At 28.7% G+C, this 13,610-nt stretch carries 11 protein-coding genes and 1 tRNA gene; 1 reads left to right on the top strand and 11 read right to left on the bottom strand.

All coding sequences use genetic code 11. The annotated features are described in order from the left end of the window. The 11 genes from ACN5J4_RS04765 to ACN5J4_RS04715 all read right to left on the bottom strand — a co-directional run bounded on the left by ACN5J4_RS04765 (position 1) and on the right by ACN5J4_RS04715 (position 12,633). Complete coding sequence (locus ACN5J4_RS04765; protein ID WP_418650986.1) at positions 1-768, bottom strand: polysaccharide biosynthesis/export family protein; 768 nt, start codon at positions 766-768, stop codon at positions 1-3. A gap of 23 nt (positions 769-791) precedes the next feature. Continuing rightward, the gene (locus ACN5J4_RS04760) at positions 792-2,684 is read right to left on the bottom strand and encodes a polysaccharide biosynthesis protein (RefSeq protein ID WP_418650985.1); all 1,893 of its coding nucleotides are present in this window, start codon (positions 2,682-2,684) and stop codon (positions 792-794) included. A 34-nt stretch (positions 2,685-2,718) separates the two neighbouring features. Continuing rightward, positions 2,719-3,234, bottom strand: a complete 516-nt coding sequence (locus ACN5J4_RS04755; RefSeq protein ID WP_418650984.1) for a DUF2892 domain-containing protein — start codon at positions 3,232-3,234, stop codon at positions 2,719-2,721. A gap of 58 nt (positions 3,235-3,292) precedes the next feature. Continuing rightward, complete coding sequence (gene ccsA, locus ACN5J4_RS04750; RefSeq protein WP_418650983.1) at positions 3,293-6,436, bottom strand: cytochrome c biogenesis protein CcsA; 3,144 nt, start codon at positions 6,434-6,436, stop codon at positions 3,293-3,295. 106 nt (positions 6,437-6,542) lie between these two features. Continuing rightward, positions 6,543-7,421: a phosphatidylserine decarboxylase gene (locus tag ACN5J4_RS04745; RefSeq protein WP_418650982.1), complete on the bottom strand. Its 879-nt coding sequence runs from the start codon at positions 7,419-7,421 to the stop codon at positions 6,543-6,545. Positions 7,422-7,425: 4 nt separating this feature from the next. Further along, entirely contained in the window at positions 7,426-9,489 is a 2,064-nt protein-coding gene (gene scpA / locus ACN5J4_RS04740; RefSeq protein WP_418650981.1) for a methylmalonyl-CoA mutase, read from the bottom strand. 12 nt (positions 9,490-9,501) lie between these two features. Beyond that, positions 9,502-10,851 carry a methylmalonyl-CoA mutase subunit beta gene (locus ACN5J4_RS04735; RefSeq protein WP_418650980.1) on the bottom strand — a complete coding sequence of 450 codons (1,350 nt, stop codon included), beginning with the start codon at positions 10,849-10,851 and terminating at the stop codon, positions 9,502-9,504. Continuing rightward, positions 10,851-11,168 carry an FtsB family cell division protein gene (locus ACN5J4_RS04730; RefSeq protein WP_418650979.1) on the bottom strand — a complete coding sequence of 106 codons (318 nt, stop codon included), beginning with the start codon at positions 11,166-11,168 and terminating at the stop codon, positions 10,851-10,853. The genes ACN5J4_RS04735 and ACN5J4_RS04730 overlap by 1 nt, the downstream gene beginning before the upstream one ends. 2 nt (positions 11,169-11,170) lie before the next feature. Continuing rightward, a complete protein-coding gene (gene udk, locus ACN5J4_RS04725) occupies positions 11,171-11,776 on the bottom strand; it encodes a uridine kinase (RefSeq protein WP_418651138.1) in 606 nt (201 codons plus the stop codon). Between the two features lie 97 nt (positions 11,777-11,873). Continuing rightward, positions 11,874-11,947 (bottom strand) — tRNA-Thr (locus tag ACN5J4_RS04720). A 455-nt stretch (positions 11,948-12,402) separates the two neighbouring features. Then, complete coding sequence (locus ACN5J4_RS04715) at positions 12,403-12,633, bottom strand: hypothetical protein (RefSeq protein WP_418650978.1); 231 nt, start codon at positions 12,631-12,633, stop codon at positions 12,403-12,405. A 367-nt stretch (positions 12,634-13,000) separates the two neighbouring features. Between ACN5J4_RS04715 and ACN5J4_RS04710 the strand changes: the two genes are divergently transcribed. Beyond that, positions 13,001-13,606, top strand: a complete 606-nt coding sequence (locus tag ACN5J4_RS04710) for a DUF1684 domain-containing protein (RefSeq protein WP_418650977.1) — start codon at positions 13,001-13,003, stop codon at positions 13,604-13,606. Positions 13,607-13,610: the final 4 nt, after the last annotated feature.

Raw genomic sequence — 13,610 nt, 5'->3', positions numbered from 1 at the left:
TTATCTTGTTAAAATAGAAATTAAAGAAATGATTACTGAGCCTATAGAAATAAATAATCCAGTATTTTGATTGTAAGAAGCAGATTGCGAGGTTGCTTTATTGGGTTTGACATAAATTATGTCGTTTTGTTGTAAAAAATAAGCAGGAGAGGAGAATATGTCATTTGATCGCAAATCTAAATTATAGGTAATAATTTTATTGTCTTTTTCTCTTTTTACTTCAATTGATCTTATTCCTGAAATATTTAAATCGCCCGCCAACCCAATAGCTTCAATAACTGTTATACGTTCATTAGGTATAATAAATCTACCTGGCTTTTTTACATCCCCCAAAACTGTTACAGAAAAATTTGAAATTTTTATATTTATAGTTGGGTTTAAGATATAATCAGGAGATAATTTTGTTTTTATTAAAGAAATAGCTTCAGTTCTTTTTAAATCAGCCAACTTAATTTTACCTAAGATGGGAAACTCAATATTACCGTTGACATCTATTAAGTAAGATAGCTGTTGTGGTGTACCTAAAACATTATTAGTTGTAGTTGCATAAGTAACTGCAGGTAAGTTAAAAGGTTTTACAGCCTCTAGGTCTAAAGCTGAAACAGTTATTTGAATTAAATCACCTGGTTTAAAAACAGTTTGATTAACATTATTTATTTCTAATTGATTATTTACATCATTTTGAAAATAAACAATTTTTTTTTTAGAAACACAGGAAGTTAAAATAAGTAAACTTAAGGCTGAAACAATTTTTATTATTTTTTGCATATTTTTTTTATTAGAGACCATTTTTATAAATCTAATTTTTCATAAATAGAATTGTTAGATTTGTATTCAGGAACAATATCCTTTAATATTTGTACAGTTTTATGATTGTTATGCTCTTTATTAGCAGCGCATAGCTCAGAAATTTTGTTGCTAATTAAAAGAGCATTTATTTTCTGGTTTTTAGCAATCATTATTTTATCGTGGTAAGTAGGTGCTGTATCTTCTCCATTAGCTAAAAGTTCTTCATATAATTTTTCACCAGGTCGTAATCCTGTTATTGTTATATTGATATCTTCAGGAAATTTTAATCCAGATAAATGAATCATCCTTTTAGCTATTTCATATATTTTTACAGATTTTCCCATATCAAATATATATATCTCACCTCCTTTACCCATAGTTCCTGCCTCTAAAACTAAGCAGCATGCTTCAGGAATAGTCATGAAATAGCGAGTAATATCTTTATGTGTAACAGTTAAGGGGCCTCCGTTCTCAATTTGACGTTTAAAAAGAGGTATAACAGAGCCGTTAGAACCTAAAACATTACCAAATCGAGTTATGGTAAACTTGGTATTATGACTAGTATCATTACTTAAACAAGTAATGTACATTTCAGCAACTCTTTTAGTGGCTCCCATAACATTTGTTGGATTAACAGCTTTGTCGGTAGATACCATAACAAAACGTTCAACATTATATTTTATAGATAAATCAGCAATATTTTTAGTACCTCCTATATTTATCTTAACAGCTTCGTAGGGGCTCATCTCCATTAAAGGAACATGTTTATATGCAGCTGCATGAAAAACTTTTTGAGGATTGTATTTTTCGAAAATTTTAGACATTCTTTTGTAATCTCTAACATCAGCAACTATTGTAGTAATATTTAACTTACCTTTTTGAATTAGTTGCTGTTGTAAATCATACAAGTCAGATTCTGCTTGATCAACTAAAACTAATTGTTTGTGTTTATATAAACTAAGCTGTCTTGAAATTTCTGAACCAATAGATCCTGCAGCACCCGTAACTAAAATTACTTTATCATTAACGTCTCTTTGAACTATTGGATTGTCTATAGAAATAGGTTTCCTATCTAATAAATCTTCTATTTTTACATTCTTTATCTGATTAGCTTCCAAATCTCCTTGAATCCATTTAGATAGGGGTGGTACAATTTTAACTTTTATACCTAGCTCTAATAAGGTATCTGTTAGGTAAAGTAATTTTTCAGATTTTATATTTTGAATAGAAATAATAACTTCATTAATTTTTTTTCTTTGTACAAACTCTTTGTCTATAGATTTTATATTATAAATTTTTATTCTATTAATTTTTTTTCCAGTCTTTTTTTCATCATCATCAATAAACCCTAATACCTCATATTTATTTTCGGTATCTCTGTTTAAAGCTGCGTATGTAGTTAATCCTGAATCTCCAGCTCCATAAATAAATACATTTGTTACAGTGCTCAATTCAGATGAAATAATTTCAAAAAAAGCCTTAAAAACATATCTACTTGTAATAAGTACTAAAACAGAAATTAAATAGTGTATAATTATAATTGATTTTGGTATAGTAAAGCTTGGAACTATACTTAAAGAATTATTAATTGATATAAGACTAATTGTTATTATAAACAGTAAAGTAACTCCTACAAAAACATTAAAAGCATCCCTTGTTCCTGTGTGTCTTACAATACCTCGATATGACCCAACAGTTAAAAAACTAATAAGTGCTAAAAAAGCAATAAAAGGAATTTGATAATATAAATTATCAACGTCAAAATTTAAACTAGCATTAAAACGTACTGTGTAAGCTAAAATAAAAGAGATACAGACTAAAAATATATCAATTATTAAAACTATCCATCGAGAAGCATATTTTTCGAAAATTTTTAAAACTATCTTTTTAAGCATAAGATATTTGTTAAACGTTAAAGTTTAAAAAAAATTAAATTTTCTTCATTTGTTGTTTCATCATTTGCATTTGCTCTTTAAGCATACCATGTTTATCTAATTTTTTAGCCTCTGCCATTAATATAGTAGCATCTCTTTTTCTTCGCTTAGTCATTGCTATACCTGCTAATTGTAGTTTAGCCATGGCTAAATCATGATCCATCGCTAGGCCTAATTTAACCGATTTTTTTAAGTATTTCTCAGCTTGTGTTATGTTTGTTTGACTTAACATAATGCCGTGTAGGTAATTATAATACCCTTCTTGTTTTTGAATTAAAGCTGATGAAGGGTTTTTAATATAGTCTAACCATTTTTTGGCACCTTCAAAGTTTTGTTTACGCAATTGCATAAATGCTAATAGAATAAATTCGTTTTTAAAATAAAAAAAAACGAAGATACCTGCAAGTAAAAGAGTTGAAATTCCATTCATAATATGAATTTGAGAAAATTCATAAAAACTCCATAAAGTAATTAAACTGGCTACAATTAATTTTATATTTTTATTAAACATTTTTTCTTTTTTTTATCAAAGTGCAAAAGTACATTTTTCTATTAAAATAATTGTATGTTTATTTCTTATAAAATTTTTTATATTTAATCAAAGCTATAGAACTTAGTATAAAAACAAAACCAACCGAATAATATATTGAAGTAGGGGTAATAACTTTATCACCGCTAGCATAAGAATGTAATCCAGATAAATAAAAATTAACACCAAAATAAGTCATCATGATTGAGGCAAATGCTATTACAGACCATAAGTTAAACGTGTATCGGCCTCTTAATCCAGGAATTAAGCGCATGTGTAAAACAAAAGCATATACCATAATTGATATTAAAGCCCATGTTTCTTTAGGATCCCATCCCCAATAACGTCCCCAACTTTCATTAGCCCACATACCACCTAAGAAGTTACCTATTACAAGCATAATTAAACCGACAGTCAAGGCCATTTCATTAATTATTGTCAATTCTTTTAAATGAATTGACATTTTCTGTTTATTCTTTTTATTGGTAAAAGTTATTAAAAACAACGAGAAAATTCCTAAAATCATTCCTAATGCAAATGGGCCGTAACTAGCAACAATTATTGATACATGTACGTATAACCACCAAGAATTTAAAACAGGAACTAAGTTTGCTATTTGAGGATCTAGCCAGTTTTGATGAGCGAAAAATAAAATAATAGAGGTTAAAAATGTAGTCGCAGCAATAGTTAATGATGAATTTTTTCCTAATAATAAACCAAATAACATAGTTGCTAAACCAACAAATATAATAGACTCATATGCATTACTCCAAGGAGCATTACCACTTATTTGCCATCGAGCAACTAGTCCTAGAATATGAGCTGTGAATAATAACACAACGACACCTATTAGTGCTTTTACAACATAGTTAATCCAAGGTTTATTGTTAAATATTTGAAAAAAAACAAATAAAATCATTAAAAAACTAACAAAGCCATAGTATTTAGATAATTTAACAAATATGTTGGTTTTATTATACGCGATTTCTAGCTTTATTTTATTTTCAGAGGGAATAACTTCTGAGCCAAATTTTCGTTGAAATTTTTTAATTCCATCTAAAATTTTATTAGTTTCTGTATAGTCCCCTGTTTTTTTAGAATCTTTTAGTAATTGAAAATATACAGGTAATGATTGTCGTACAAAAACAGAATCAGTGCCTTTAAAGTTTGCTAGTGAAGTCTCGGGTTGTGACACCCATTTATTTTCATCATCATTAGGAATTGGGAAAATTCGTAAAATACCTCCACCCAATGCTTGTGAAAGTAACCACACGCGATGTTCTATTTTTATAATATCTTTTTCAAACTTATTTTGAACTTGTTTTTTTTGAGCGTCAACAACAAGGTTGCTGATTTTTGAGCTTCCATTTTCATCATAAAAGTCAATAAAACGAGCATATTCTGCATTTTTTTCAATGCCTAGAATTTTACGGATTTTGATGTTTCCTTTTTCTAGATAAACAAAAGGAACATTCAGCCAAAACATAGGAGATTCTGTAATTGATACTAAAATTTGACTTGGCGTTAAGTTTTTAAAATGATCGGTGTGAGCTACTTTTCTAACTAGTTCCGAAGCAAATGTATGTGCGGGTTTCATACGTCCACCGGTATCCTGTATTACTAGTTCACTAAATAAGTCTGCATGTTTTTGGTTTACTACTGATTTTTTTAAAACGGATTCAATCTCTTTTTCTGATAATTCTTTAGGTTGATGTTTTTTATGTTGTGAAAAGCTTACTAAAGTAGATGCTAAAAAAAAGATAGTAAGTAACATTTTTTTTGTTCTAACTTTGATTAATGCTTTTTTCAGATTATCAAAACGGGTGTTTTTAACAAATAATGAGGCTATTAGGCCAAAAAATAATAAGAAATAGCCAATATAAGTAACCCAAGTTCCTATAAAGTCATGATTTATTGATAAATGAGTTTGTTCTTTATCTCCTTCAATTTTATAACTAGATTGAAATAACTTGTAGCCTTTATAATCTAATATATTGTTCATAAAAATTCGATAATCAAAAGTTTCATCTTTATCAATAACTGTTACTTCACTGGCAAAAGAGGCAGCGTTTTCTGAACCAGGGTATTTTTCTAATTGAAAATCGTTTAACTTTACATTAAAAGGAGTTTTTCGTTGCTTAGCACCATACCAAGCCCTAAAATTTAAATTATCGATACTAAATTGTTCTTTTCCAGCAACGTTAAAGTTACCTCCAGTTAATTTTATACGTTCTGTTTTATTATTAAAAGTAACATCAAAAATTACCATATCAAATTTTTGATTATTTTTTTTACCACTAAGTATTTTCATCTCTCCTTTTACAGGTGGTACTGGAACTACAAAAGGAAGTCCTGAAACTTGGTATAATGAGCGAAGATTAAAGTTTTGAATGGTATCTTTTTTAACTAATCCTTTTTGTTGAGTAGCCATTATTTGATAATTACCACTAGTTTTGGTTTGTATTTTTAGAGTATCATTTAGGTTAAAAATATTGATGTTAGCTCCATTATTTTTGGCATTAAATCCAACTAAAATATTATGAATATTTTGAATGGTTCCGCTTTTTATATAATGTTCATGTCTACTACCGCTAGAGCTTTCTATCAATTTAAGATGTTCAACTCCATTTTCGTTTTCAATTAACCTTTCTTCTACCCAAGGAATATAATCAACTAATTTAAAGTCTATTTTATGGCTTTTACCATCTTTTTTTGGTTGAAAATACTCTGTAAAATTAGCAGTATTATTTCCTAAAGCAGACAATAATAGTTTATTATTGGTTTCTTTTTGAAATTCATTATTATCAATAACAACATTTAAATAATTAATATCTGATAAAAATGTATTAGTAGTTTCTCCTTCGTCGATAATCATTAGTCCTTCATAACTTATATAACGAGTAATTCCAGCACCAATTAAAATTAATAAAAAAGCTAGGTGAAAAAGTAATACAGACCATTTTTCTTTTCGATATAATCGATATCTGAAGATGTTTCCAAAGAAATTAATTACAAAAAACACTTGAATTAACTCAAACCACCAAGCATTATACACTAAGGCTTTAGAGGTTTGTGTTCCAAAATCATTTTCAATGAAAGTAGCAACTCCCATTGCTATTGCGAAAATGAAGAATAATACGGCTGTTAAGCGGGTAGAGTAAAGAATATCTAAGACTTTTTTCATCTGTAAATCTGCTAAGTGTAAAACACTGCAAATTTACGGATTAAAGTTTTAATAAGATTAAGATTTTTATCATTTTAAATAAAATGAAATGTTAAAATAAAATGAATTAAATTCCTATTTTTTCACCCATTTTCACAAAAGTTTCTTTCCCTTTTTGTGTGTTTTTAAGAATATCACTGTCTATTTTTAACTTACTTTTATCAACTAATAGTACAATGGTAGAGCCTCCAAAGGCAAAATAGCCCATTTCATCTCCTTTTTTTACAGTTTTGTTATCTATGTAAGTATTAATAATTGTGCCTACCATTGTCGCACCTACTGGAGCTATAATAATATCTCCTTTTTCTTTGGATGATAGAATGCAATATTCTCGTTTATTTTCACAAAAAACTTTAGTGAAGTTAGAAGCTAGGGCATAGGGAGAAACTGAAAAGTAATCCCCTTTAATTTTCGTTATGCTTGAAGGTATTCCGTTATAAGGAAAATGATATCGATGGTAATCATTGGGAGCTAATCGTAAAATAATTAAGGAAGCGTTATTATATTTTTTTGCTAATTTATCATTTGCTAAAAACTCTTTAAGTGTGAATTTTCGTCCTTTTACAAAAAAATTATCTAGGTCTGAAATATTTTCAAAAGCTAGCATTTTTCCGTCTCCAGGTGATGTAAATCCGTCTTCAATAGGGCGTGCTGTTGGTTTTAACTTTCTGTAAAAAAAATCATTAAATGAAGTATACTCTTCTATTGATTTTTCAGCTTCATTCATATTAATATTCAGTTCTTTTACAAAACCCGCTATTTTGTTAATAGAGTTAGGTTTATTCATTAAATTACCATACCAAGATGATAGGAATTTACGTTTAACAATAGGTAGAAGTGTTGTTTTTGCTAAAGGGTTATGGTATAGTAATTTTAAAAAACCTTCACCAGGGGGTGTTTCAGTAATTAACTTTCCTGATTTTCTATCGATAAATTGTATTTTCATAATTTTAGTTTTCTATACTATCAGTTAAAATAGTTAACATGTCAATTGCGGTCTGTGAAATTTTAGTTCCAGGTCCAAAAACAGCTACAGCACCTGCATCAAATAAGAATTGATAATCTTGTGTAGGTATTACACCTCCAATAATTACCATAATATCTTCACGGTGATATTTTTTAAGTTCTTCAATTACTTGAGGAACGAGTGTTTTGTGCCCTGCTGCTAATGATGAAATTCCTAAAATATGAACATCGTTTTCAATAGCTTGTTTTGCAGCCTCTTTTGGTGTTTGAAATAACGGGCCAATGTCTACGTCAAAACCAAGGTCAGCATATGCAGTGGCAACTACTTTGGCGCCACGATCATGACCGTCTTGACCTAGTTTTGTAATCATAATTCTAGGTCTTCTACCTTCTAGTTTTGCAAACTTATTGGTAAGTTTTATTGCTTTTTCAAACAAATAATCGTTTTTTATTTCTTTACTATACACACCTGAAATAGTTTTATGAATTGCTTTATGTCTTGTAAAAACGGTTTCTAGAGCGTTAGAAATTTCTCCTAAAGTAGCTCTGTTTTTTGCAGCTTTTATAGTCAACTCTAAAAGGTTACCTTTAGTTGTTTTAGCACATTCAATTAAATTAGTTAAAGATTTTTGTACTTGAGTTTGATTTCTTTTTGATTTTACATCATTAAGTCGTTTAATTTGAGTTTTTCTAACAGTTTCGTTATCGACCTCTAATATAGAAAGTGGTGCTTCTTTATCTAATAAATATTTATTTACACCTATAATTACATCCTGACCGCTATCTATTCTTGCTTGTTTTTTTGCGGCAGCCTCTTCAATTTTCATTTTAGGAATTCCTTTTTGTATGGCTTTTGTCATGCCTCCTAGTTTTTCAATTTCTGTAATTAATTTCCATGCTTTATTAGCTATATCCTCTGTAAGTTGCTCTAGGTGATAGCTACCTGCCCACGGGTCAATAGTTTTAGTAATGTGTGTTTCCTCTTGTAAATATAGTTGTGTGTTGCGTGCAATACGTGCTGAAAAATCGGTTGGTAAAGCAATTGCCTCATCTAGTGCATTGGTGTGAAGACTTTGTGTACCTCCAAAAGAAGCTGCCATCGCTTCAATAGTAGTCCTAGCTATATTATTAAAAGGGTCTTGAGCTGTTAATGACCACCCACTAGTTTGACTATGTGTTCTTAATGTTAGTGATTTTTGATTTTTAGGGTTAAACTTTTTTACTATTTTAGCCCATAGCATTCTTGCTGCGCGCATTTTGGCTATTTCTGTAAAATGATTCATTCCAATTCCCCAGAAAAAAGATAATCGAGGAGCAAATGTGTCAATATTCATACCTGCCTCTAGTCCTTTTTTAATGTATTCTAAGCCATTAGCTAAAGTGTACGCTAGTTCAATTTCAGGAGTAGCTCCGGCCTCTTGCATATGGTAGCCGGAAATTGAAATTGAATTATATTTAGGCATGTTTTTAGCAGTGAATTTAAATATATCAGCAATGATTCTCATGGAAGGGTCAGGAGGGTAAATATAGGTATTACGCACCATGAACTCCTTTAAAATATCATTTTGAATAGTTCCTGATAATAATTCTTGAGAAATACCTTGTTCTTCAGCGGCTACAATATAAAAAGCTAGAATAGGTAGTACAGCTCCGTTCATGGTCATTGAAACTGACATTTTATCTAGCGGAATTTTATTAAATAAAAGTTTCATGTCTTCAACTGTATCTATTGCAACACCAGCTTTTCCTACATCTCCTTGTACCCGTTCGTGGTCTGAGTCGTAACCACGATGGGTTGCTAGGTCAAAAGCGACAGAAAGACCTTTTTGACCAGCAGCTAAATTTTTTCTATAGAAAGCATTACTTTCCTCTGCGGTTGAAAACCCTGCGTACTGACGAATCGTCCAGGGTTTCTGGACGTACATCGTTGCGTATGGCCCTCGTAAATTGGGTACAATTCCAGCAACAAAATCTTCATGTTCTTTGTTTTTAACTTCAGATTTTTTATTTTGATTTAATCGTATGTTTGATACGTCTTTTCTACTCATTTTAGTTATTATCTACTCGTTTTCTAGGCGTTTTTGTTCTAGTTCTTCAGCTAATCTTTTTTGAATTATAGGTTGAATAAGTGTTTTTTCATTTCTAATTCTAATAAAAGGAAAAAGAGATAAATTATTTTTTATAATATCTTTTTCATTTTGAATTTTATTAGACCCTACTAAAACAAGCGATCCTGCGTTAAATTTAGCCTCTTCCTTAGCTGCGGATTCTCTTATTTTTCGCTGAATAATTCCTTCTTTTAGTTGTTTTAAAAAGCCACCACCTTTTTCGATTGTTTTAAAAATAACTAGAGCATTTTGTGCTAATTGTTGTGTAATAGCTTCAATATAATAGGTTCCATCAGCAAAATTTTGAGCATCAGAAAAACCACTTTCTTGTTGCAAAATTAGTAGTTGATTTCTAGCAATTCGTTCACCAAATTCATTAGGAAAATGAAAAAAATCATCATAAGAAATATTACTAACAGTATTAGCTCCTCCTAAAATAGCACTCATGCATTCGGAGGTTGTTCGAAGCATGTTTACATTATAGTCATATAATGTTTTGTTACGTAAGCTAGGTTGCACAAAAATGTGTGCTTTATTATTTTTAATATCGTATTCATTTAAAAGGGCGTCCCATAAAATTCTAAAAGCTCTAAGTTTTGCAATTTCAAAAAAATAATTACTTCCAACTGAAAAATTAAAATGTATTTGGTTGGCTATTTTATTTCCAAAATAATTTAAATATTCATTAGCATGAGCAAGTGTATAAGCTAATTGCTGTGTGTAATTTGCTCCTGCATTTTGATATATAGAAGTGTTAATACAAATGGTATTATCAACTTTAGTTACTATTTTTTTTAGTTCCTTAATACCGTTATTCGTAGGGTTAAACCAATTACCTGTGGTTGCTAGATTACCAATTAGATCAATATTAAAATAACATTTTTTAGTGTTTATAAAAGTAGCCAGTTTTATAATAAAATCAGCATCTAAAAATTTTAAATTAAAGTAGAAGGTTATATTTTTTGAGTTAATATTTTTTAAGAGTATTTTATAATTAAAGATTTTTTTTGCTTTAAACTCAATGGCTTTTGCACCTCTTTCTAAAGAGTCTATGGCAAAAATATTAGCTTTCTCAGTATCTTCAATATAAATAGATTGACAAATGGTAAATCCTTTTTTAGGGGTGTTTACTTCTGAGTGAGTTTGATCTTCTTTAGTATAAAAAGGTTTAACGATAATTCCTTCATCTGTTTTCCAAAGAAGAGTGTTGTTATAATCAGCACCTTTAAGAGCTACTTGAATTTTTTGTTTCCATTCAGCGGCACTAACTTTTTTAAATTCGTTAAATAAATAGTTACTCATTATTTTTGTATAGTATCAAATTCTATAATGTAAATATCTTCATTTTCCTTTTTCATCAAATATTTTTCACGTGCATAGCGTTCTAGTTGCGTAGTGTTTTGTAATTTCTTTATAGTTTGTTTGTCTTTTTCAATCTTGTTTTTGTGGTAGCTTATCCAAGTTTCTAGATCGTTGATTTCTTTATTGAATTCTCTATGTGTAAGGTAAGAATTTTCATCAAAAAAAAGCATCCATATTATAAATACACTTAAAATAATAACATAAATATTTGTTGCTATTTTAAAAGAAGTTTTGTTTTTTATTGACTTTAAACTCATGATTATATTTTATTGGTAATTAAAGTTCTAAAAATATCAACAGCAACTGTGTTCTGTTTATTGTTAGGTATGATAATATCAGCATATTTTTTTGATGGTTCAACAAATTGTTGATGCATTGGTTTGAGGGTGTTTTGGTATCTATTTAATGTTTCGTCTATATTTCTATCTCTTTCTTTTTTATCTCTGTAAATACGTCTTATTAATCGTTCATCAGCATCCGTATCAATGAAAATTTTTAAGTCAAAAAGTTTTCTTAATTCTACATTGTTAAAAATTAAAATCCCTTCAACAATTATAATTTTTTTAGGAGATATTTTTATTGATTTTTCAGCTCTGTTGTGTTTAATGAAAGAGTAGATGGGTTGCTTAATAGTTTTATTATTTTTTAAATTAGTTATATGAGAAATTAATAATTTAAAATCTATAGCGCTTGGATGATCAAAATTAATCTTTGCTCGTTCTTTGTAACTTAAGTTCTCTATTTTGTTGTAGTATGAGTCTTGAGGTATAATACATGCTTCATCTTGTGGCAGTTTGTTTATTATTTGGTTTGCAATGGTTGTTTTACCGCTTCCAGTGCCACCCGCTATACCTATTATAAATATATTTCTCATAATGAGTTGTTAAGATGAATGTATGAGCAAATTTAGGAAAATATGTGCATAAAAAAAGCGCTAACTTAAGTTAGCGCTTTTTATTTTGAGCCGATGGAGGGACTCGAACCCACGACCTGCTGATTACAAATCAGCTGCTCTAGCCAGCTGAGCTACATCGGCTTGTTTGCTTTAAAAGCGATGCAAATATATAATCTTTTTAGATTCTAGCAAATTTTTTTTGTTTTTTTTATGAGGTATACTTGTAATTAGTTTTTAATTTATTGTTTGTCAGTTTTTTATGTGGCTATTTTTTTAAAATAAAAATATGTTTTTATGTAAATTAATCAGATAAGACAAATATTTTAACAAATGTTAACTTTTATTTAGTCTCGAAAAAAAGGTTATAAGGTGTTTTAATATTAAAATTATTCAATTCTTTTTTAAGAAAGTGATTTTTGTTAGTAAATAATATAAAAACACAGGATAGGAAATTTTGGTTTTGAAAATAAAAAAGTTCTAGCACGTAGCTAGAACTTTTATCAAGAATAAATATTATTAAGAATAATATGTAAAACATATATTACTCAGTTTGTAACAACAAACATGTTAAAATATTATTTGTTGTTTTAATAAATTTATGCAGTTAAAGGTTTTCCTTTTAATCTTTTTTCAATTCGTTGTTTTACAACGGTTAGTCGTTTCATAGCATCCATTAAGGCAGTATCTTTTGTCTCTTTATATACTTCGTTTATTTCTAGTATTAAAGACTTTACTTCTCTTGATGCTAATATTCTATCACTAGTAGTAATAAATTTGAATTTTCTGTGTTCAAACTCGTCTGCTTTACTAATTAATTCTGAATTCATAAAATAGCTACTTATATTTAATTAAATTATCCTTTAGATCTTAGTTTGATTGTATGTAACAAAATAGTTAAAAACTAAAGTAAAATAGTTGACAAATATATATTATTCTTTTTGTTAACCTGTGATAAAACTATCAAATTGTTTTATTAGTATATAAATTTTCTTTATATAGTCAATGCAAAGCTAATAGGCTTTATTTTACTTGAAGATCTATTTTTAACAAGTTAAATATAGTATTTTTTTTAAAAAAAGCAAATTTATTAGTAGAACTTTAACATACCTTGTATATGGTGTTAATTAATAAAGTATTTGTATTTTTGGTCTTTAAGATATGTTGAGATGAAATAATTTAAAGTTATAGGTTGTAATGAGAGAGTTTTTATTAGTTGTTTTTATAGTAGCACTTCAATCATGTAATAGTCAGGAAAAGAGAAAGAATTTAGGTAATTCTAATTTTCAAAAAGAAATGAATTCGATATTCAAAGATGCTTCAAAATCGCCTTTAACAAAAAAGGGATTAAAAAGATTTAAGGAGTTAGATTTTTTCAACATTGATTCAACTTTTACAGTAGTTGCTAAAATAACTAAAACTCCTGATGCTCCTAATTTTCATTTTCCAACTACCACAGGAGACGTTGTTGTGTATGAAAATTACGGAATTGTATATTTTGTAATTAACAATAAGAATTTTAAATTGAATATTTATAAGGATAAGAATTCGACAGAATTATATACAAGTCATTTATTCTTGCCTTTTTTTGATAAAACCAACGGAATAACTACTTACGAAGGTGGTCGTTTTGTTGATGTTCTATTGACTGATGAAACTGAAGTAGGTACTATTATTATAGATTTTAATAAGGCTTACAATCCTTATTGCGCATATAGTAAACGGTATTCTTGTCCTATTACACCTAGAAGTAACTACTTAGATATAGCAATAAATGCAGGGGTAAAAGCATATAAAAATTAAGCGG

The organism is Tenacibaculum aestuariivivum (genome assembly GCF_964507685.1).
In the GTDB taxonomy this organism is placed as follows: Bacteria; Bacteroidota; Bacteroidia; order Flavobacteriales; family Flavobacteriaceae; genus Polaribacter; species Polaribacter aestuariivivum.
The sequence above is the reverse complement of the archived record's forward strand: the minus strand, read 5'-3'. Positions and strand labels throughout refer to the sequence as shown.